Origin of the sequence: Pseudoalteromonas sp. M8 (assembly GCF_018141365.1) — a bacterium.
Lineage (GTDB): Bacteria > Pseudomonadota > Gammaproteobacteria > Enterobacterales > Alteromonadaceae > Pseudoalteromonas.
In genome coordinates, this window is the sequence record NZ_CP047240.1 from 643,140 (window position 1) to 665,272 (window position 22,133).

The following is a 22,133-nucleotide window of genomic DNA, read 5'->3' on the forward strand; positions in this document are numbered from 1 at the left end:
TTTAGGGAACGCAACGCATGGAATGCTGGTATTTGCTCTACTGTAAACCAAAACAAGAACACAGAGCACAGTCAAATCTTCAAAATCAAGGGATAGAGTCTTGCTTCCCAACTTTCGTAAAAAGAAAAACCTCTGGCTCAAAGGCGGTGGAGCAACCGCTGTTTCCACGGTATTTATTTGTTAAGCTAGATCCACATTCTTCACACTTTTCTGCTGTAAAAAACACTCGCGGTGTTTCTGACTTTATTCGTTATGGTACCGATCTGCAAATGGTGCCAGATGAACTCGTCGCTCAACTAATGAATAAAAATGAAATAGCGGATGAGTTCGACCTTCAAGAAGGTGACTTGGTTCAGTTAACAGACGGCTGTTACAAAGACATTCAGGCCATATATCAACAACCTGATGGAGAACTTCGTAGCATTTTATTAATTAAACTGCTTAACCATTATGCACAAATCGTTGTTGATAACTGTACAATAAAAAAGGTACAATAAAAACTTCATCCTTTATTCTTATTTAATTGTTATAAAAAGGGTGTACTCTGGTCTGGCTGTAAACTTCTTCACGTTGTTAGAAAGATTACATTAGCATAGCGGAACGTTTGCAATTTTGTAGCTGTAACTTAAAAGCTCAAACCAGTTCGTAGCAGCGACTTTATGTCGCGACAGAATGGTTCAGGCGCGGCTTTACGCTGCAAAAATATAAAGAGTGTGGTCAACGTGGTAGGAGCGAGTTCACCTCGCGATCTTTTACGTAAACTGAAAACAGCATTTAGGAGCTGCAACCTAAGGGCGGAAGCGTGCTTGAATGCCGTAGCAGCGACTTTATGGCGCGACAACATAAACGCCTCAGGTCAACGCGGTAGGAGCGAGTTCACCTCGTGATCTTTTACATAAACTGAAAACAGCATTTAGGAGCTGCAACCTAAGGGCGGAAGCGTGCTTGAATACCGTAGCAGCGACTTTATGTCGCGACAACATAAACGCCTCAGGTCAACGCGGTAGGAGCGAGTTCACCTCGTGATCTTTTACATAAACTGAAAACAGCATTTAGGAGCTGCAACCTAAGGGCGGAAGCGTGCTTGAATACCGTAGCAGCGACTTTATGTCGCGACAAAATGATTCAAACTCAGACGTAGCAGTTTTACGCCGCGGCCAAGGACCAAAGATTAAATTGCAAATTAAGAAATAACAAAAACAGCAATCTAAAAAACGAGCTCAAACTTGATAAAGGCTTTTATTCATACCTCAAGGTAAAAACATAGAATATAGAGTGAGAACAGCTGCAAAACCTAGTACTCACTTGCGATTAACAATCGTGCATGCTTTAATTAGCCCACGAAATTTCTGTTGTCTTTACGTTATTAAGTAAAAGGCAATAAAAGTAATTAAAAGAAAAGACTATAAACACTTTTGGGAAGATACAATGGCGCTACGCTGTAAAACTATCATTGCTTCAACTGTATTACTTGCAATGAGTGGCTGTACACTCGTTCCAGGTGGCCATTTCGAAGGAATAGGTTCTGGTGAACAAACTGCAAACCTTGAGCGAGATCTTGAAAAAGTAAATATTCATATTATCGACTCGCAATTGGTGCAAGAACATAAAATCAAACGAGCGAAACAAATTGATCACTCGTCGCTCGCGGGTATTGATGTTTCAAATTATGAATATCGCCTTGGCGTAGGTGATGTAATCACCATTGGTGTGTGGGATCATCCTGAACTCACCATTCCAGCAGCTGTACAACGAACAGCAGAGTTTGATGGTTTCCGTGTTCAAGCCGATGGTACAATCAACTTTGCTTATGCGCCAAAGGTTCCTGCTGCTGGTCGCACAGTAACCGAGCTTAGAACTGACCTTGCAAAAAGACTAAGTCGTGTTATTGAAGAACCGCAAATCGACGTAAAAGTGGTTGGTTTTAAAAGCCAAAAAGCATATGTAACTGGTGAAGTTACAAAACCTGGTGTGTATCCAATCACAGAAACTCCAGTGACACTCATTGATGCTATAAACCAAGCCGGCGGTTTAACAGAAAGCGCAGATTGGGAAACGGTAACCTTTACTCGTGGTGACAAAACAGAAGTTATTCAACTCGATGATTTTTATGCCGAAGGTGATATTTCACAAAACCGCTTACTTAGACACGGTGATATTGTACACGTAAGTCGTAATGATAAACGCAACGTGTATGTGTTGGGTGATGTGATTAAAGCGGGCAAAGTAGACGTAAACCGCTATGGTTTAAGCCTAGCTGAAGCACTAACGGATGTTGGTGGCTTTAACGAGCGTACAGCAGACGCAAACGGTGTTTTTGTCTTGCGTAAGCGCGACCTGCAAAAAGATGGTGTGCTTGCAGATGTATATCAGCTACATGCTAAAAACGTAGCCTCTCTAGTACTTGCTGAACAGTTTGAACTTGAGCCGCAAGATATTGTGTATGTGACTAGCGCGCCACTTGCTCGTTGGAACAAAGTTATCAGTTTATTATTGCCTTCACTGTCTACAGTGGATGCGATTCAAGATATAGAAAATCAGTAATTGTGAGTACTCATGTTTGATAGTGTTTTAATGGTTTGTGCAGGTAACATCTGCCGCAGTCCTACGGCAGAGTATCTGCTAAAAAACAAACTAAGTGGCAAAAATGTAGCTGTTTCGTCAGCTGGATTAACCGCCCTAGAAGGAAAAGCCGCTGATGCATTAGCGCAGGAGTTGGCGAAAGAACAAGGAATCGACATGAGTGAGCACCAAGGTCGCCAGTTAACTGGTACCTTGGTCGCACAAAATAGTCTCATCCTCGTAATGGAGCAAAGGCATTTAACTGACCTTTGCAGCCGTTACCCTCAAGCTCGTGGCAAAACCTTTTTACTTGGTAAATGGATTGGCGATAAAGAAATTCCAGATCCGTATCGCCAATCACGTGAAGCGTTTGAGCATGTTTATGAGCTTATCGATAGCGCCTGTGGCGCTTGGCAACAGTATTTATAAGGATCCGTGAGTATATGAATGCTCAGCCAAATCTTATCTCTAATCAAAAGTCATCAAAAGAAGAGACGCAAGAAATCGATTTAATGGCGCTAGTTGGCGCATTATTAGATGCTAAGTTTTTTATCGCAGGCATTACTGCACTATTTATGCTGTTAGGTATAGCCTACGCAATATTTAGCACGCCAATCTACCAAGCAACTGCAATGGTACAGGTAGAGGAAAAGGGCGGTTCTGTTCCCGGTTTTGATGATATGTCTGGTATGTTTGAAAGTACCTCTGCCGCAGTAACCGAAATTGAGCTACTAAAATCTAGAAGCGTCATTGGTGAAGCAGTCGACACATTAAATTTAGATACCGTTGTTGAGCCAAAACTATTTCCACTATTTGGTGGCCGCAGCTTCCGTAAATTTGTTGCACAAAGTGAAGGCGAAGTAGCAGAGTCAAGCCTTGGCGCAAGCTCTTATGCGTGGGGTGGTGAGCAAGTTGAAATACACCGATTTAAAGTGCCAAGTAGTGCAATCGGTGAAGAATTCGTTTTACAAGCAAGAGCGGAAGAGTCATTTGCATTATTAACAAGTGATGGTGACGAAGTACTTGCAGGTAAAGTGGGCGAAGAAGTAAAGCAAGGTCAATTTGAGCTGACCATTAAGACTTTGATAGCACGTCCAGAGACCGAGTTTTCAATCGTTAAACGTAACCGTCTTCAGACTATTTTAGACCTGCAAAGTGCAATATCAGCGTCTGAGAAGGGCAAAGACTCAGGTATTATTAACTTGGCACTTCAGAGTGCTAGTCCTGAATATGCCGAGAAAGTGCTGGACAAAGTAGCTGGTATTTATGTGCGTCGCAACGTGGAGCGTAATAGCGCGGAGGCGCAGCAGTCTCTTGAGTTTTTAGAGGTGCAGCTTCCAGAAGTTAAACGTAACCTAGAACGTGCAGAAAAAGCCTTTAATGACTACCAAATTCGCCAAGAATCCATTGATATTAGCCTAGAAACACAGGGCGTTTTAGAACAAATTGTAAAACTAGAAACTAAACTGCAAGAGTTAGAGCTAAAGCGTTTAGAGCTTGGCCGTAAATTTAAGCGTGAACACCCCTCTTACCGAGGTGTGGTAGAGCAAATTGATACCGTAAAGCGCCAACGTAACGAATTAGCTGGTGAAGTACAAGGCTTACCAGAGACTCAGCGCGAGCTGCTACGCTTAAAACGTGATGTAGAAGTAAATAACGAAATCTACACGCTGCTTTTGGGTAAAACGCAAGAGTTAGATATTGTGCGTGCGGGTACGGTAGGCAACGTTCGCATAGTGGATTACGCAGAGGTAAATACTACTCAGCCAGTCAAACCTAAAAAAGCACTAATCGTTGTGATGGCAACCATGTTGGGCGGAATGTTAGCCGTTGCGATTGTACTGGTGCAAAAAGCGCTGCACAAAGGTATTGAAGACCCTGCGGAAATAGAAGCATTAGGTTTGCCAGTATATGCCAGCGTGCCATTCTCAGAGTACCAAGTAAAACTCACAGGTTTTGCAAAGGCGCGCAAGGGCAAAGTGGCAAAGGCGAAATCGATACTCGCCATGGATAACCCTGCAGACCTTTCCGTTGAGGCGCTACGTAGCCTCCGTACTAGCTTGCACTTTGCTATGCTAGAAGCAAAAAATAATGTTATTGCTATCTCAGGCCCAAGTCCTGGCGTGGGTAAATCTTTTATTACCGTAAACCTTGCCACTGTGCTGGCACAAAGTGGCAAACGCATTCTTGTTATTGACGCTGATATGCGTAAAGGCTACCTGCAAACTCAGTTTGGCATGAAATGGGATGACGGTTTAAGTGATTACCTCTCTGGCCGATTGAATTTAGCGCAGGTGATTAAGCCAAGCCAAGTTGAAGGTTTGCAAGTAATGACCCGAGGCCAAATACCGCCTAACCCTTCAGAGCTACTAATGCATGAAAACTTTAGCAAGTTGATTGGTGAAGTGAGCAAAATGTACGACTTAGTTATTGTTGATACTCCTCCAATCTTAGCGGTGACAGACCCTGCAATTGTGAGTGCCCATGCAGGCACAACATTACTAGTAACCCGTTTTGGTCAAAACCATGCAAAAGAGCTAGAAATTACACGAAATCGTTTTGAGCAAAATGGTATTGATGTAAAAGGGGTGGTATTCAACGGTGTTGTTCGTAAATCAACTAATGCCTATGGTTACTACGGCTACTACAACTACGAGTACAAATCAGATAAAGCATAGCAGGTTATGTCGCTGCAACCCGTAGCAGCGACTTTACGTCGCGACTCGTAGCAACGACTTTACGTTACGACTCGTAGCAACGATTTTATGTTACGACTCGTAGCAACGACTTTACGTTACGACTCGTTGCAACGACTTTATGTCGCGACTCGTAGCAACGACTTTACGTTACGACTCGTAGAACGGCTTTACGTTACGACCCGTAGCAGCGACTTTACGTTACGACCCGTAGCAGCGACTTTATGTCGCGACTCGTAGCAGCGACTTTATGTCGCGACTCGTAGCAGCGACTTTACGTCGCGACCCGTAGCAGCGACTTTATGTCGCGACTCGTAGCAGCGACTTTATGTCGCGACTCGTAGAACGGCTTTACGTTACGACTCGTAGCAACGACTTTACGTTACGACCCGTAACAGCGACCTTATGTCGCGACCCGTAGAACGGCTTTACGTTACGACTCGTAGCAGCGACTTTATGTTACGACCCGTAGCAGCGACTTTACGTCGCGACTCGTAACAAAAATTAAAATTGCGGCCAAATAAAACGACAAGAGCGGTCGGACATATTCCTTAACTTTCTTCTAAAGAAATCAAAATTAAACATTCACCAAGCGAGATGTATATGGATTTAAATAAAGTAAAAATTGGTGTTATAGGGTTAGGCTACGTCGGCCTTCCTCTAGCGGTAGAATTTGGAAAAAAATATGCAACACTTGGTTTTGATATTAACCAAAACCGAGTAAATGAATTACTAGCAGGGCATGACTCAACGCTAGAAGTCAGTGATGAAGAACTAAAAGAAGCACCACACTTGCAATACTCTTATAACGTAGGCGATCTTAAAGCGTGCAATCTATACATCGTAACTGTACCTACTCCAATAGATAAGCACAAACAGCCTGACTTAACACCATTAATCAAAGCCAGTGAAATGCTAGGAAAGGTCGTTGATAAGGGCGATATCATTGTTTATGAGTCCACTGTATATCCTGGTGCAACAGAAGAAGCATGTTTACCTGTTGTAGAGCAAGTTTCTGGTCTTAAGTTTAATCAAGACTTTTTTGCTGGGTACTCACCTGAGCGAATTAATCCTGGTGATAAAGAGCACCGAGTAACCAATATTTTAAAAGTAACTAGTGGTTCAACACCTGACGTTGCCGAGTTTGTAGATCAGTTGTATAAGTCAATTATTACAGCAGGTACACATAAAGCGAGCTCAATTAAAGTTGCAGAGGCGGCCAAGGTAATAGAAAACACTCAACGTGATGTAAACATTGCCTTGATAAACGAGCTCTCTATTATTTTTAATAAACTCAATATCGACACTCTTGAAGTACTTGAAGCGGCAGGCACTAAGTGGAACTTTTTACCATTCCGCCCGGGTTTAGTGGGTGGACACTGCATTGGCGTTGACCCATATTATTTAACCCATAAAGCACAAAGTGTTGGTTATCATCCTGAGATGATCTTGGCCGGGCGTCGTCTAAATGATGGTATGGGTAAACATGTTGTATCTGAGCTAGTCAAAAAAATGCTGAAAAGACGCATTCAGGTAGAAGGCGCAAATGTTTTGGTGATGGGATTAACCTTTAAGGAAAACTGCCCAGATCTTAGAAATACCAAAGTAGTGGATATTATTACAGAGCTTAGTGAATATAATATCAACGTAGATATTGTAGACCCTTGGTGTTCAAATGAAGAAGCACAACATGAATATGGTCTCTCATTGACTTCTGAACACAAGCAAGGCCACTACGATGCGATTATTCTAGCTGTTGGTCACAATGAGTTTAAAGAGCTTGGTGCTGAGGAAATCAAAAAACTAGGCAAAAAGGAGCACGTGTTGTACGACTTAAAATATGTGCTACCAAAACAAGCCGTGGATATGCGCCTATAAAAAGCGGACCTTAGCCGAGGAAAAGGGTTTGTTAATAACCCTTTTTAATTTTTTTGAACTAAAAACCCGAAGAGTTTCTCATGTCTCGTTACGAAGAAGTTAAAGCTGAACTACAAAACAATCCAAAAGTCTGGCTAGTCACTGGTGTGGCTGGATTTATAGGCTCCAATCTACTTGAAACGCTATTAAAGCTAGGCCAAAAAGTAATAGGACTAGATAACTTTGCCACGGGCCACCAACATAATTTAGATGAAGTACAAAGCCTAGTGACTGCAGAGCAGTGGCAGCGGTTTACTTTTATTGAAGGTGACATTAGAGATTACGCCACTTGTGAAACTGCTGTAAGTAACGTTGATTACGTTTTACACCAAGCCGCATTGGGTTCAGTGCCCAGATCAATCGCAGATCCAATTACCAGCAACGCTGCCAATATCACGGGCTTTTTGAATATGCTCCAAGCTGCGAAAGAAGCCAACGTGGAAAGCTTTACCTATGCAGCAAGCAGCTCGACTTACGGTGATCATCCAGCTTTACCTAAAGTGGAAGAGAACATAGGTAATCCACTATCGCCTTATGCTGTAACTAAATATGTAAACGAACTTTACGCAGGTGTTTACGCTAGAACCTACGGCTTTAAATCAATTGGCTTACGTTATTTTAATGTATTTGGTCAACGGCAGGATCCCAATGGCGCTTATGCAGCGGTTATTCCTAAATGGACTGCGGCCATGATAAAAGGGGAAGATGTTTACATTAATGGCGATGGTGAAACTAGTCGTGACTTTTGCTTTATAGAAAACACAGTGCAAATGAATATTCTCGCAGCTACTGCATCTGATGACGCTAAAGATAATGTTTATAATGTAGCTGTTGGAGATAGAACAACGCTTAATGATTTATATAAATCAATACAGTCTGCACTTAAAGAGTGTGATGTAGAGCATACCCAAGAGCCAATTTACCGCGATTTTAGAGCAGGGGATGTTCGCCATTCTCAAGCTGATATAAATAAAGCGGTTAATAATTTAGGATACGCACCAGAATATAGAATATTACATGGTATCAAAAAGGCAATGCCGTGGTACCTCGAATTTTTGGGTGAACAATAGAATGAAAATTTTGGTAACTGGAGGAGCTGGGTTTATTGGCTCTGCGGTCGTCCGCCATATAATCAATAATACGTCCTATTCAGTGATAAATCTTGATAAGTTAACATATGCGGGAAATTTGAAATCGCTTGAGAGTATCGCTGATAGTGGCCGATATACATTTGAACAAGTAGACATTTGTGATGCACTCGAATTAAAGCGTGTATTTGAGCAATATAAACCTAATATAGTGATGCACTTGGCTGCTGAAAGCCATGTGGATCGTTCAATTGACGGTCCTGGTGAGTTTATAAAAACTAATATTGTAGGCACATACACTCTGCTGGAACAAGCTAGGCACCATTGGTCTCAACTTGAAGCTGATGAGAAAGCGCTGTTTAAATTTCACCATATCTCTACAGATGAAGTCTATGGTGACTTGCCACATCCGGACGAACAGCAAGCGGATGAACCACTTCCACTTTTTACTGAAGAAACAGCTTACAACCCAAGTAGTCCATATTCTGCGAGTAAAGCTAGCTCTGATCACTTAGTAAGAGCTTGGGCTCGGACATACAACTTACCAACTGTAATTACTAATTGCTCAAATAACTACGGACCTTATCATTTTCCAGAAAAGCTTATCCCGTTGGTGATATTAAATGCTTTAGCTGGTAAATCGCTACCTATTTACGGAAAGGGTAACCAGATCCGTGATTGGTTATATGTAGAAGACCACGCTGAAGCGCTTGTAAAAGTAGCAACCGAGGGTGTTGCTGGACAGACTTATAACATTGGTGGTCACAATGAAAAGCAGAATATCGAAGTTGTTCAGCAGATCTGTTTGATTTTAGATGAAATAAAACCAAAGCCCACAAAGTATAGTGAACAGATAATCTTTGTTGAAGACAGGCCAGGGCATGATATGCGCTATGCCATTGATGCAAGTAAAATCAAAAATGAACTTGATTGGCAGCCAAAAGAAACTTTTGAGTCAGGCCTGAAAAAAACAGTTCTTTGGTATCTAGAGAACGAACAGTGGTGTAATAATGTTCTTTCAGGTGAATATAAACTTGAAAGATTAGGTGTTGGAGTAAAGGATTAGTTATGAAAGGGATAATATTAGCGGGAGGCTCAGGTACGAGACTTTATCCAATTACTAAAGGTGTTTCAAAACAGCTACTTCCGGTCTATGATAAGCCAATGATTTATTATCCGATATCCGTGCTAATGCTTGCGGGTATCAAAGATATTTTAATTATCACAACACCAGATGATAAGTCTTCATTTCAACGACTGTTGGGTGATGGCAGTGATTTTGGTATCAATTTAGAGTACGCAATTCAACCTAATCCAGATGGTCTAGCGCAAGCTTTTATAATTGGTGAGAAGTTTATTGGTCAAGAGGATGTTTGTTTAGTTCTCGGCGACAATATATTTTATGGGCAAGGGTTTTCTCCGAAGCTTATTGAAGCTGTGCGCAAGGCTAAAAATAATGAAGGCGCTACTGTTTTTGGCTATCAAGTCAAAGATCCAGAACGTTTTGGTGTGGTTGAATTCGACGACAACTTCAAAGCAATATCAATCGAAGAAAAGCCTAAAGAACCGAAAAGTCATTACGCAGTGACGGGGTTGTATTTCTATGATAATTCAGTTGTTGAAATTGCTAAAAATGTCACTCCTTCAGCACGAGGTGAGTTAGAAATAACTTGTGTTAACAACGCTTATCTTGAAAAAAATAGCCTTAATGTTGAACTATTAGGTCGAGGGTTTGCTTGGTTAGATACAGGTACTCATGAAAGCCTATTAGAGGCAGCGCAGTTTGTTGAAACAATTGAAAAAAGGCAAGGCTACAAAATAGCTTGCTTGGAGGAAATTGCGTTTAACCAACAGTGGTTAACTCATGACGATATTACAAGGCTTGCAGCGCCATTATTAAAAAATGGGTACGGTCAATATTTAATGGATTTAATTAAAGAGTAATTATGACTATTTCATTAAATAGCCCTATAGCACCTGATTTAGAAAAACTTACAAACTACCTAAAACAAGTTAACGAAAGCGGTTGGTACACTAACTTTGGCCCTTTACATCAGCAGCTTACAGAACGTCTGGAAGAATACCTAGGTGTAGAAAATTTACTTTTGGTCTCTAATGGTACACTTGCATTGCAGGTTGCTTATAAAACGCTAGGGATTAAAAGTGCTATCACCTCGCCTTTTAGTTTTGTTGCAACGACAAGCTCCTTATTGTGGCAGGGCATCGACACACAATTCTGTGATATTGATAATTATTCTTACAATCTGTCCGTAAGCAAAGTTGAAGAAGCCTTGAACCAGACGCCAGACGTAAATGGAGTTGTAGCAACCCATGTTTATGGTAACCCGTGTGATGTAGAAGGGTTTGATAAGTTAGCAAGCAAGCATAATATTAAAGTGGTTTATGATGCAGCTCATGCTTTTGGCATTAAAGTTGATGGTAAATCAGTTTTAAATTTTGGTGATGCAAGCATACTTAGTTTTCATGCAACAAAGGTCTTTCATACAGTTGAAGGTGGCGCAATCGTATTTAAGCGCAAAGCTGATTATGAAAAAGCGAAGCAATTGATAAACTTTGCAATTGTAAATGGTGAGATTACAGATGTAGGTATAAACGCTAAGTTGAATGAGTATCAGTGTGCTGTGGGGTTAACTATTTTAGATGATATTGATCATATACTTAGTCACAGAGCCGAGCTGTTTTCACTGTATCAAGATAATTTGACTGGCTTAGTGGATCTACCCCAATGGCACTCGCTTGCGAATACTAATGGTGCTTATCTACCAATCTGCCTTAATAGTACAGAAGAGTTGGCTGCGGTGGCAGCAGAGCTGAGTGAGAGTGGTATTCAATATAGACCATACTTTAAGCCTTCTTTAGACTCCGTTTTCCCGCAAGTTCGACATGGTAATTTGGAAGTCTCACGAGATATCTCAAGAAGAGTTCTGTGTCTGCCTTTACACTTTAATCTTACGCGTGAAGATGTGCTGAAGGTAACTTCAACAGTTAAAAAGGGGTTATGATGTCGTGCGCAATAATGCAGCCTTACTTGTTCCCTTATTTAGGGTATTACCAGCTCGTACATTCTGTAGATAATTTTGTGTTTTATGATGATGTAAACTTTATTAAAAGAGGTTATATCAACAGAAATAATATTTTGGTTAATGGATGGGCTCAAAGGTTTACAATTCCTGTTCCAGGCGCTACTCAAAATGAAAAAATAAATACTTTTGAATTTTCAAATGATGTAAGAAAAACTCTTAAAACAATTCAACAATCATATAAAAAGGCACCTTATTTCGAGCCTGTTTATGAGCTTGTTGAAGAAGTGCTTACTTCTGCTGAACGTTCAGTACCTTATATTTGCCAATTAAGTATACAAAAGGTATTTGTCTACTTAGGTTTGGAAAAAAATTATTTTATTTCAAGTCATTTAGATTATGACAGAAATATTTCTGCTGCTGATAAGTTGATTGCAATATCGAAAAAGCTTGAGTGCACACATTATATTAATAGTCCAGGTGGTGTTGAATTGTATCAAAAGGACTACTTCAAAGAGCGTGGTATTGACCTCTCATTCATAAAAATGAATGCCGATGAATACACTCAAGCAAGTAATGAGTTTGTACCTTATCTTTCAATGATTGATGTTCTGATGTGGAATAGCAAAGAACAAGTAAAGCAACTCCTAGACCAATACGAGCTATTTTAAAATGAAAATAGTCTTTATATGCTCCACCAATGGAAGTGTCATAAAAAAAGCGCTCAGTACATCTTTATTGGCTAGTTATGATATTGAGTTTGTAAGTGATAGGCCATGTGGGCTCATAGAATTTGCAGAGGTCAATAACTTAAGCTACAAAGTATTGCCTGCTAATACAGGAAGTGAGTTTTCTATACTTTTAACTAGGGAGTACCCTGTTGCAGATGATATTTTATTTGTTTCGTTTTACACCCGTTTATTGAGTAATGTTTTTTTAAAAATTCATTCGGGAAAAGTGATTAACTTTCATCCTTCTATTCTACCAGCCTGTCCTGGTATGGATGGGTTCGGTGATACTTTGAAAAGTGGTGCCTTATTTATTGGCTCCACAGCACATTTTATTGATGAAGGTATGGATACTGGCCTTCCCGTCTTACAGGCCGCATTTCCAAAAAATGCGCAAAGCACCACTGCCGAGTTGCGCCATAGGGTTTTCTTACAGCAAGTGATTAGTTTACTACAGCTTGTAGATTGGTTTTCGCATAAAAGAGTACATGTCGCGAATGGTAATGTTGACAATGCAACTTATGAGGTCGGTGAGTTTTCGCCAAATTTAGATCAAAAATATAGTGACATCTATAATAAGTGGATTAAACAAATCTAAATTATGTCAACGTTAAAGAAAAATATAATAGCAAATTATGCTAGCCAGTTGTATGTTACAGGTGTTGGCATACTTATTTTACCCCTATACATTAAATATATGGGGGCTGAAGCCTACGGATTAGTAGGTTTTTTTGCGATGCTACAAGCCTGGTTTACACTACTTGACCTAGGCTTGACACCAACAATTTCAAGAGAGACCGCGCGCTACAAGGGCGGAAGCATGTCAGCGTTGGCATTTAGGCGCTTACAAAGAGCGCTCAGTATGATATTTTTTTCGATAGCTGCCATAGGTGGAAGTGTTTTACTGTTAAGTTCTGAATTGATAGCAAGCAATTGGTTGACAGTTGAGCGGCTTTCATTAGAGGAAGTGACATTCTCTGTGCAGGTAATGTCACTAAGTGTGGCATTGCGTTGGCTATGCGGTTTATACAGAGGGGTTATTACGGGGAGTGAAAAACTAGTTTGGCTTAGTGCATTTAATGTAATTATAGCGACTCTGCGCTTTGTTGCGGTATTTGGCAGCATGTGGCTATATGGGTTTACACCAACTGTATTTTTTGTTCACCAAATAATTGTTGCTTTGGTTGAACTGATCGGGGTGTGGCTAATGGCTCAAAAGCTGACGCCTAAAATTAATAAACGCCAAGAAGCCATCGGCTGGTCCTTCAAGCCTGTAGCGCCACTTTTAAAGTTCTCACTCACGATCGCATTCACTTCATCTGTTTGGGTGTTTGTAACACAGACCGATAAATTAATTTTGTCTGGCATACTGCCACTAGAAGAGTACGGCTATTTTACGCTTGCTGTTTTAGTTGCAAGTGGCATCATGGTCATAAGCGGCCCTGTTAGCAGTGCAATCATGCCGCGTATGGCTAGGCTTCATGCAGAGAATAAAAATGATGAGTTGTTTAAGGTTTATCGCAATAGCACGCAGCTGGTAAGTATAGTGGCGGGTTCTGCTGCTATTGTAATCGCGGTGTGTGCTGAGCCGTTGCTTTATTTGTGGACTGGTAATCAAGAGCTTGTCGAGAATTCAGCGCCAATTCTCCAGCTGTACGCCATTGGTAATGGCCTGTTAGCCTTATCTGCTTTTCCTTATTATTTACAATACGCACTGGGTAACCTGCGTTATCATTTGATTGGTAATGCCCTGATGGTAATGATATTGATTCCACTCGTTATTTACGCTGCTAAGCATTTTGGTGGAGTGGGGCAGGTTGGATTTGGCTATCAGTTAATTTATTTTATTTAATTGTATGGGCTTCATTTGTACATTCGAAGTTAGCGAAAAAACTTGTGTATAGTTGGTTAGTAACGGATGTGTTACTAATTTTATTACCTACAGCCATTGTCACATCAATATTTTCGAGCACTATAATAGATAACAAGTTAAGTGTGTTAATGCAGGTAATTCAAATTATATTGGTTGCGATTATTAGCCTTTTTGTTTCTATTGTATGCTCGAATGGTATAAGAGCACAATTTGTTCGAAAGTTTAAGGCCGTAAAATAATGGATCAAAAAGTAACTGTTTCAGTATGCGTAGTCACTTACAATCAAGAGCGCTACATTAAAAAGTGTATCGAGAGTATATTAAGTCAGGAAGGAAACTTTGAGCTAGAGGTCATTGTAAGTGATGATGGTTCCAAAGATGGTACGCGTAAAATATTAGATTCTTTCCGTGATAATAAAAACTTAAAGCTGCATTTTCAGGAGAATAATCTAGGTCCTTACAATAATTTTTTATTTGTGCATGAACAGGCTAAGGGCGATTTAATTTGCCACTGTGACGGTGATGATTTTTGGTATCCTGGTAAGTTGGAGGCGCAGGTCAGCCATATGCAAAATAACCCTGATTGCAATGTGAGTTGGACTCGAGTAGATGTTGAATTTTCTGGGGGAGTTAGGTTACCTGATCGGATAACACAAGGTATTGCGAATCAAAAGTTTTATCGAGGGGATGTTTTACAACTTATATCCATTGGCATGAATAGTACCAAGATGTATAGAGCAAGGACTATTGATGACACTGAGTTACCGGTAGTTGATTACTATTCAAATGTAGAGCTTTTAGGGAGTGGCTACGCGTCATTTGCGAGTGAAGAGAGGTTGGCATTGTACAGAGCTGGTGTCGGGATATCTTCATCTAATTCAGAAAGTAAAATGATCTTATTGAAAACGATGGGGCATTTCCTTAGTAAATATCCAAAATACCGTCATAGAGTAAACGCCGCACTTATATTGATGCTTATGGTTGAACTAAAAAATCGCAACTGGTTGTGTGTTAAAAATATACTAAAAACAGTCCGCTTTGATGTCTCGATATTTAAGGCGCCATATTATCTGTTTTCAAATCTTAATACAGTAAAATCCTTAAGATTACCTAGGGGGTGAAATTGATTAGTTATTTAAAAAGAGATCTTCGCCGCTCAGCCCCAGAAGGTGTGAGCACGTTTAAAGTTATAATTATTTCATTGGTAGGCCATACACAACAATTGGTGTTACTTTTAAGAATAGGCCAGTCGGCAATGAAGCTACCATTAATTGGTCGTTTTCTGAGGTTATTTTTCGAATATATTATTAGGATCCTGTTTTCTTCTGATATTTCTCTAGCGGCAAAAATTGGGCCGGGCCTAGTTTTTACTCATGGTCATGATATTGTCATTGGTGCTGATGTTCAAATTGGGGAAAATGTGAGGATTTTTAATGGTGTTACCTTAGGCAATAAAGATTTGTTTGCGCCTAGCATAGGAAACCAACCTAAAGTTGGTAACGATGTCATAATTTGCACAGGTGCAAAGGTATTGGGACCAGTGGAGGTGGGTAATGGAGTGATTATTGGGGCAAACTCAGTTTTATTCCGTGATTGCCCTGATAACTCTATAGCTGTTGGCATTCCAGCTAAGGTAAAGCAAAAAGATGGCATTTAAGGTCAGGCAATTTATAGTTGCTTTTTTTTCGATTGTAAACATCATAGGTTATTGCTACTTCATTTTTGGGGGAGAGGCGACTAAAGGCGCAAATGGGGTAAATGTAAACTTCTTAGATATGACGCTTGTCATTTCAATGATGTTATTTTCGCTGTTTGGTCTTTATTGGTATTACTATCACTTTTTACTTAGAGTATCTATACCTCGGTTTAATCTAAACCTTAATACGATTAACCATTTTGGTGAGGATATTCTAGGCATCGGCATATTAACCCTTATCCTAACTAATTACTTTGTATCATATTCATCAGGATATTCAGCTGGCAAGGAAGATGTGGTATTTTCGGGCGCATTCAGTTACTTTTTAGCAGTGTTTCAGGTCCAAAATATAAGTTTAGTATATTTGGTATGTTGTTATAATGCTCGTCTGTGGAAGCTCAATGCTCTAGTATTTTGTACTACATCTCTTTTGCTTGGTTGGACATCGTTTATTTTGGTGTTCTTTATTTTATACCTGTTTAAGAAAGAAAAAGAGGGTACACTACAGTGGTCAAAAGTATTTTCCATCATGGCCGTTATCCTCTTAATTTACCCTGTTATATACTATCTGAGGTTTTATTTTCGGATAGGGACAGCTGGGGTGCAAGTGACTTTTGATACATTACTTTTGTCAACAGGGCTGACAAATGTTTTTGAATATGTTTTTTTTAGTTACTTTCAATTGGTTGAAAGGTTGCAGCAGTTTTATCTAAACTATTCTATTTGGGTTCATCGCGAAGAAGTGTCGATGTACTTTGATTTAGGACTGATCTACCCTTTCTATTTCGAAGGCGTTCACCGTAATGTATTGGGTAGCATGTTCTTTGAAAATGCAACACCAATGGGTAACTTTTTACCGTCAATACTTTATTCAGATGTTATTGGAAAATCTAGTTGGAATGTAAGTCCTGGCTTATACGCATGGGGATTAAGTGGTACATTCGATGGTTTACTCTTCTTTTTTTATATTCTTGTAATGGTGGCGTTACCAATTACTTTGTTGAAGTTGATAGAGGCCCCTGATTTGGCAAAAAATTTCGTATTTTTGAAGGTTTGCTTATTACTATTCCATGGCTGGGTAGGGCAGTACTTTAACTTTGTATGGTCAGTATTTGTATTTGTTCTATTGGTTGTAATGATCGACTGCATTCGAAAGCTGCTGACTAGGTGATGTTAATGAAAAGTAATGGAGCTATTATATATCATGTTATAACAAATTTCACAGAGTTAGGTGGTGCGGAATCTGCGTTGATAAGAGTTATAAATAATAGTCAAAGTACCCCTTTTAAAGTGATATCATTGATGGCGAAAAGCTTAGATATGGTTGATAGGATAACGCATCCAAATTGCGAAGTAATTGCATTGGGATCAAACAATGCTTTATCCTTATTGAGAACCGCGTTTAAACTTGCCGCGAATATAAATAGAGATGCGCCATTAAAAGTTTACTCTTGGATGTACCACGCTAATGCCATTTCAGCGATGGCATCCTTATTATCATTTAAAAAAGCTCACTTGGTTTGGGGGGTGCGGCATTCCCTTGATGATTATTCAGGAGAAAAAAGGAGTACAAAGTTAGCAATTCAAATTAGTAAATTATTAAACTTTGTCCCCGATAAAGTAATATATTGCTCTCAGAAAGCTCAAATGCAACATGAACAGTTCGGTTATAATTCACCGTGTAAATCGGTGTATGTGCCTAATGGCTATGCCTTTCATGACTTTCAAGCTAAAAACTATAATAATACGCCGATAGTGTTAGGTGCGGCTGGGCGCTTTCATGAAGCAAAAGACTATCGTACTTTATTTAACGTCGTAAAGCGTTTAAAGGCGCAAAGATTAAGTGTTGATTTGCGTGTTTGTGGCCGCGGCATGAACGAGCAAAATAAGGAACTCATTGCTTTACTTGATAGCTTAGGGCTTAGCCTTGACGATGTGACACTTTTAGGTGAAGTGAATGATATGCCGTCGTTTTATCAAGGTATAGATGTGTTCATACTCTCATCTAAAACAGAGGGCTTTCCGAATGTATTGGCAGAAGCAGCATCCTATGGTTGTGCTGTTTTCTCAACAGACGTTGGAGATGCGCCTTATATAATCAATAACAGTGATCATATTGCCCCAGTTAAAGATGATGCAAAGCTAGCAGGTTGTATAGCTAGGTTTATTTCACTCCCGCCTGAAGTTAAAGAAAAAGTTGCACTGAAAACAACAATGCATGTGCGCACAAATTTTTCAATTGAGACAATTGCAAGACGTTTTTTAGAAGTATAAAGGATATTTATGTGTGGTTTAGTTGGCGTTGTTAGCCCTGATTTTTCGCTGGATGCTTTACAAAATATGCTCGATAAAATAGAGCATAGAGGCCCCGATGATCACGGCGTTTGGGAACAAGGTAATGTGTTTTTGGGTCACAGGCGCTTATCTATCCACGACTTGAGTGCGGCTGGTCATCAACCAATGCAGAGCATCACAGGTAGATTTACAATTGTATTCAACGGTGAAATTTATAATTTTGAAGAAATACGACAGCAGTTACCCAAAATTAATTGGCGTGGCACTTCTGATACAGAAGTCATGTTACATGCATTTGAAACTTGGGGTGTCGAAAAATCCTTAAAACTGTTCAATGGTATGTTTGCATTTGCTCTTTGGGATAAGCATGAACAATGCTTGACTTTAGCCAGAGATAGATTTGGTGAAAAGCCGCTATATTACGGTGTTATTAATGAGCATTTTACTTTTTCATCTGAGCTTACATGTATTGAGGCAGAGTTTGGTGAGCACCTGAGTATTAATAGAGATGCAATCGCAAAGCAGGCTTCGGTGTCATATATTCCTGCGCCCCTATCAGTTTACTGTGAAATAAATAAACTGATGCCAGGAAGCTATATTCAGTACAAGTCGGGTAGTTTAGGAGAGGTTAAATATTATTGGTCTCTTAGTGAGATTGTTGATAGAGGTCGTAACAACCAATTTAGCAATGAAGTTGAAGCAGTAGATAGCTTACATGGCGAATTGAAAAAAGCGGTTAAGTTACGTATGGCTGCCGATGTACCGCTTGGGGCTTTTTTATCCGGCGGAGTTGACTCTAGTTTAGTTGTGTCGTTAATGCAGTCGCAATCGGATAAACCAATAAATACCTTTTCAATTGGTTTTGATGTACCAGACTATAACGAGGCTGAGTTTGCTAAGGCTGTGGCTAATAGACTAGGGACGGCACATCATGAAAAGTATTTTTCTCCTGCCGATGTGCTCGACTTAGTGCCAAGGTTAGGGGCTATGTTTGATGAGCCCTTTTCAGATGCTTCTCAAATGCCTACTTTTTTAGTTAGTGCTATGGCAAAAGAAAAAGTAACAGTTGCGTTGAGTGGTGATGGTGGGGATGAATTATTTAGTGGTTATAATCGATATACTGCTACCCCAGACATTTGGCGTAAAGTTTCTAATATACCAGCTAGAAAAGCGATTGCTCGTACCCTACAAGCAATGCCTGTTTCGGTGCTAAATAAATTATTTTTCTTTCTAAGTAAAAAAGCAGAAAGTTATGGAAGAAAAGGGCCGATTGGTTCTAAAATAAAAACACTTTCAACTTGGCTTGAAGCTAAAGATATAGAGGACTTTTACAAGCAATCTATCACTCACTGGAAATCAAATGATGTATTGGTCGAAGGTGCTAATTATCCGTATTTACATGATTTTTTGTCAACCAATGACGTTAAATTTGATGAATTCGGTGAGTGGATGATGTACTTAGATTCAGTGACATATCTAGCTGGAGATATTTTAACTAAGGTGGATAGAACAGCTATGAATGTGAGTTTGGAGGGGAGGATACCTCTTTTGGACCCAAACGTTGTTGGTGCCGCTTGGAGAATGCCTCTTTCTATAAAGCAGAAAGGAAAAGTAGGGAAGTGGCCTTTGAAACAAATATTATATGAGTACTTACCTCGAGACATGATGGAGCGGCCAAAAATGGGGTTTGGTGTTCCTATACATGAGTGGCTTAGAGCGGAGTTAAAAGAGTGGGCTCAAGATTTATTATCATTTGAACGCTTAAAAGCTCAGGGGTTGTATAATCCTAGTCTGGTGCAAGAAGCGCTAATTAATCACCTTAGATACGAAGAAAATAACGCTGCCAAATTATGGGATATTCTTATGGTTCAAGCATGGTTAGATGCAGATGTAAAGAGATCAAGTAGATTGTAATGCAATATATTATGTTAATCGGTGCATTGCCACGCTCTATTGTCAACTTTAGAGGTGAGCTAGTTAGGTCTTTAGTAAATAGTAATTTTAAAGTTACAGGCTTAGCAAATGGTTCGAGTACTTTAGAAGAAAAGGAAATAAAGAAATTAGGAATTGACTATATTGATTATCCAGTGAGCAGAAATGGCTTAAACCCTATCCAAGATCTAAATACTTTTCTTTTTTTTCGAAGAACTTTCCAAGCTGAAAACCCTAATATAATTTTAGCATATACAATAAAACCTATCATTTGGGGGGCGTTTGCTACGCGTTATATTCCTAATTGCCGCTTCTATGCTCTGGTTACAGGTTTAGGCTTCGCTTTCCAAAAGGGAAGCTGGAAGAAAAATCTGTTAATGAAATTGGTTGTTTTTCTATATAAAGTTGCATTGAAGCGTTCAAGCAAGGTTATTTTTCAAAATCCAGATAACAAGAGGGTTTTTGTTGAACTGGGAATAGTTCCTGAAAATAAAACTGTAGTTGTTAATGGCTCCGGTGTCGATATCACGCACTTTGATGTTAAGCCTTTACCTCGCCTCCCGAAGTTTTTACTTATTGCTCGTTTGCTGGGTGATAAAGGTATTCGTGAGTATATAGAAGCGGCCAGAATAGTGAAGGAAAAGTATTCAATGGCAGAGTTTCAATTAGTCGGCCCTGTAGATCCTTCGCCAGATGGTATTTCTTTAAAAGAGCTCGAATGTTTAAATGGTAATAGTGCCGTTAAGTATTTAGGTGAAACAGACGACGTAAGGCCTTATATAGAAAGTTGCAGTATTTTCGTACTGCCCTCATATCATGAAGGATTACCACGAACTGTTTTAGAAGCGATGGCTACTGGTCGACCAATATTGACAACAGATGTTCCAGGTTGTCGAGAAACTGTTACAAATGGTGAGAATGGTTGGTTAGTTAAAAAAGGCGATGCAGAACAGCTTGCCGAAAAAATGATTTGGTTTATAGAAAACCAAAGTGAATGGCAAAGAATGGCAAATGCAAGTAGAGCAATGGTTGAAGATAAGTTTGATGTTCATAAGGTTAATACGGAACTTTTGAAGATTATGGAATTAAATTAATGAAACGTATCTTTGATTTTTTAGTTGCCCTGTGCGCAATACTGACTTTACTGCCTGTAATAATTGTAGTTGCTTTGCTTATACGCTTAAAACTGGGTTCACCTATATTATTTACCCAAGACCGCCCTGGTTTGAATGGTAAAATTTTTAAAATGATGAAGTTCAGAACCATGCTAGATGCTGAAGATAAGCAGGGGAACTTATTGCCAGATGACCAGCGTATGACCAAATTTGGCGGTTTTTTACGTTCAACTAGCTTAGACGAGCTACCTGGGTTGCTAAATGTGATTAAAGGGGATATGAGCTTAGTTGGACCTAGACCTTTACTCGTTCAGTACTTACCTCTTTATAGTCCTGAGCAAGCGCGTCGCCATAATGTCCGTCCTGGGATTACTGGTTGGGCACAAGTGAATGGCCGTAATGCAATTAGCTGGGAAGACAAATTTAAGCTTGATGTTTGGTATGTAGAAAACCAAAGCTTTTTACTCGATATAAAAATACTCTTTTTGACCGTAAAAAAAGTCTTTGTACGCGAAGGAATAAGTGGTGATGGACACGTGACTATGGAGCCGTTCAAAGGAAATCAAAATGATGGCTAATCTGGCTATTTTAGGGGCAAGTGGTCACGGAAAAGTAATAGCGGAAATCGCTGAATTAAATGGTTATCACGTCGAGTTCTTTGATGATGCATTTGAAGTTAAGAGCAAGCTTGAGCACTGGTCTGTAGTTGGAGATTCGGAAGCGTTAGCTCAAAGACTCGATAATTACGAAGGCGTAATAGTTGCTATTGGTAATAATCAAATTAGAAAAGAGAAGCTAGAGAAACTGTTAGCTCTTGGAGCTAAAACGCCGGCATTGCTTCACCCGAGTGCTACGGTAAGTAAATTAGCTAACATTGGTGAAGGTACAGTCGTTATGGCTGGTGCAGTGATCAACGCTTTTGCTCAAATCGGTCGGGGCTCTATTATCAACACGAATGCGACAGTTGAGCACGACTGTTTTATACAGGACTATGTTCATATATGCCCAAGTTCAGCCATTGCCGGCGGCTGTAAAATTGCCAGTGGAGTGTGGGTAGGTATTGGGAGCTCTTTTAAACAGTTGATTGAAGTTGGAGAACTAGCGATTATTGGTGCCGGTTCTGTTGTTGTACAAAATGTTCCAGCAGGTGTTACAGCATATGGTAACCCTGCTAAAGTTGTGAAGGATTAA

The 22,133-nt window shown here is 39.8% G+C and carries 21 protein-coding genes; all 21 read left to right on the forward strand.

Annotated features, from left to right (window positions below):
- Positions 1-17 precede the first annotated feature (17 nt).
- The 21 genes from rfaH (at position 18) to GSF13_RS08065 (ending at position 22,133) form a co-directional block, all read left to right on the forward strand.
- Complete coding sequence (gene rfaH / locus GSF13_RS07965) at positions 18-497, forward strand: transcription/translation regulatory transformer protein RfaH (RefSeq protein ID WP_206471473.1); 480 nt, start codon at positions 18-20, stop codon at positions 495-497.
- 931 nt (positions 498-1,428) lie between these two features.
- Positions 1,429-2,544 carry a polysaccharide export protein gene (locus tag GSF13_RS07970; RefSeq protein ID WP_010605768.1) on the forward strand — a complete coding sequence of 372 codons (1,116 nt, stop codon included), beginning with the start codon at positions 1,429-1,431 and terminating at the stop codon, positions 2,542-2,544.
- A gap of 12 nt (positions 2,545-2,556) precedes the next feature.
- Entirely contained in the window at positions 2,557-2,991 is a 435-nt protein-coding gene (locus GSF13_RS07975) for a low molecular weight protein-tyrosine-phosphatase (RefSeq protein WP_010605767.1), read from the forward strand.
- Positions 2,992-3,005: 14 nt separating this feature from the next.
- Positions 3,006-5,240 carry a polysaccharide biosynthesis tyrosine autokinase gene (locus tag GSF13_RS07980; RefSeq protein WP_211867773.1) on the forward strand — a complete coding sequence of 745 codons (2,235 nt, stop codon included), beginning with the start codon at positions 3,006-3,008 and terminating at the stop codon, positions 5,238-5,240.
- A gap of 87 nt (positions 5,241-5,327) precedes the next feature.
- Complete coding sequence (locus tag GSF13_RS07985) at positions 5,328-5,498, forward strand: hypothetical protein (protein WP_211867776.1); 171 nt, start codon at positions 5,328-5,330, stop codon at positions 5,496-5,498.
- A 363-nt stretch (positions 5,499-5,861) separates the two neighbouring features.
- Positions 5,862-7,136: a Vi polysaccharide biosynthesis UDP-N-acetylglucosamine C-6 dehydrogenase TviB gene (gene tviB, locus GSF13_RS07990; RefSeq protein WP_211867778.1), complete on the forward strand. Its 1,275-nt coding sequence runs from the start codon at positions 5,862-5,864 to the stop codon at positions 7,134-7,136.
- Between the two features lie 80 nt (positions 7,137-7,216).
- Positions 7,217-8,245: an NAD-dependent epimerase/dehydratase family protein gene (locus GSF13_RS07995; protein ID WP_211867780.1), complete on the forward strand. Its 1,029-nt coding sequence runs from the start codon at positions 7,217-7,219 to the stop codon at positions 8,243-8,245.
- A gap of 1 nt (position 8,246) precedes the next feature.
- Positions 8,247-9,329, forward strand: coding sequence for a dTDP-glucose 4,6-dehydratase (gene rfbB / locus GSF13_RS08000; RefSeq protein ID WP_211867782.1), 1,083 nt, complete (start codon positions 8,247-8,249; stop codon positions 9,327-9,329).
- 2 nt (positions 9,330-9,331) lie between these two features.
- On the forward strand, positions 9,332-10,207 hold the full coding sequence (gene rfbA, locus GSF13_RS08005) for a glucose-1-phosphate thymidylyltransferase RfbA (protein WP_211867784.1): 876 nt from the start codon (positions 9,332-9,334) through the stop codon (positions 10,205-10,207).
- Between the two features lie 2 nt (positions 10,208-10,209).
- Complete coding sequence (locus tag GSF13_RS08010; protein ID WP_211867786.1) at positions 10,210-11,286, forward strand: DegT/DnrJ/EryC1/StrS family aminotransferase; 1,077 nt, start codon at positions 10,210-10,212, stop codon at positions 11,284-11,286.
- A 77-nt stretch (positions 11,287-11,363) separates the two neighbouring features.
- Positions 11,364-11,975 carry a WbqC family protein gene (locus GSF13_RS08015; protein ID WP_249122751.1) on the forward strand — a complete coding sequence of 204 codons (612 nt, stop codon included), beginning with the start codon at positions 11,364-11,366 and terminating at the stop codon, positions 11,973-11,975.
- 1 nt (position 11,976) lies between these two features.
- On the forward strand, positions 11,977-12,630 hold the full coding sequence (locus GSF13_RS08020) for a formyltransferase family protein (protein ID WP_211867790.1): 654 nt from the start codon (positions 11,977-11,979) through the stop codon (positions 12,628-12,630).
- Between the two features lie 3 nt (positions 12,631-12,633).
- Positions 12,634-13,884, forward strand: coding sequence for an oligosaccharide flippase family protein (locus GSF13_RS08025; RefSeq protein WP_249122752.1), 1,251 nt, complete (start codon positions 12,634-12,636; stop codon positions 13,882-13,884).
- Positions 13,885-14,143: 259 nt separating this feature from the next.
- Positions 14,144-15,025, forward strand: coding sequence for a glycosyltransferase (locus GSF13_RS08030; protein WP_211867792.1), 882 nt, complete (start codon positions 14,144-14,146; stop codon positions 15,023-15,025).
- 2 nt (positions 15,026-15,027) lie between these two features.
- A complete protein-coding gene (locus GSF13_RS08035) occupies positions 15,028-15,561 on the forward strand; it encodes a serine acetyltransferase (RefSeq protein WP_249122753.1) in 534 nt (177 codons plus the stop codon).
- Positions 15,551-16,771 (forward strand): oligosaccharide repeat unit polymerase, encoded by a 1,221-nt coding sequence (gene wzy, locus GSF13_RS08040; RefSeq protein ID WP_211867794.1) that lies wholly within the window; start codon positions 15,551-15,553, stop codon positions 16,769-16,771. The genes GSF13_RS08035 and wzy overlap by 11 nt, the downstream gene beginning before the upstream one ends.
- Before the next feature lie 5 nt (positions 16,772-16,776).
- Positions 16,777-17,874, forward strand: a complete 1,098-nt coding sequence (locus tag GSF13_RS08045) for a glycosyltransferase (protein ID WP_211867796.1) — start codon at positions 16,777-16,779, stop codon at positions 17,872-17,874.
- Positions 17,875-17,883: 9 nt separating this feature from the next.
- Positions 17,884-19,809 carry an asparagine synthase (glutamine-hydrolyzing) gene (gene asnB, locus GSF13_RS08050; protein WP_211867798.1) on the forward strand — a complete coding sequence of 642 codons (1,926 nt, stop codon included), beginning with the start codon at positions 17,884-17,886 and terminating at the stop codon, positions 19,807-19,809.
- Positions 19,809-20,921, forward strand: coding sequence for a glycosyltransferase family 4 protein (locus GSF13_RS08055; protein ID WP_211867800.1), 1,113 nt, complete (start codon positions 19,809-19,811; stop codon positions 20,919-20,921). Before asnB ends, GSF13_RS08055 begins: the two co-directional genes overlap by 1 nt.
- A complete protein-coding gene (locus GSF13_RS08060) occupies positions 20,921-21,520 on the forward strand; it encodes a sugar transferase (RefSeq protein WP_211867802.1) in 600 nt (199 codons plus the stop codon). Before GSF13_RS08055 ends, GSF13_RS08060 begins: the two co-directional genes overlap by 1 nt.
- Positions 21,510-22,133, forward strand: a complete 624-nt coding sequence (locus tag GSF13_RS08065) for an acetyltransferase (protein ID WP_211867804.1) — start codon at positions 21,510-21,512, stop codon at positions 22,131-22,133. Before GSF13_RS08060 ends, GSF13_RS08065 begins: the two co-directional genes overlap by 11 nt.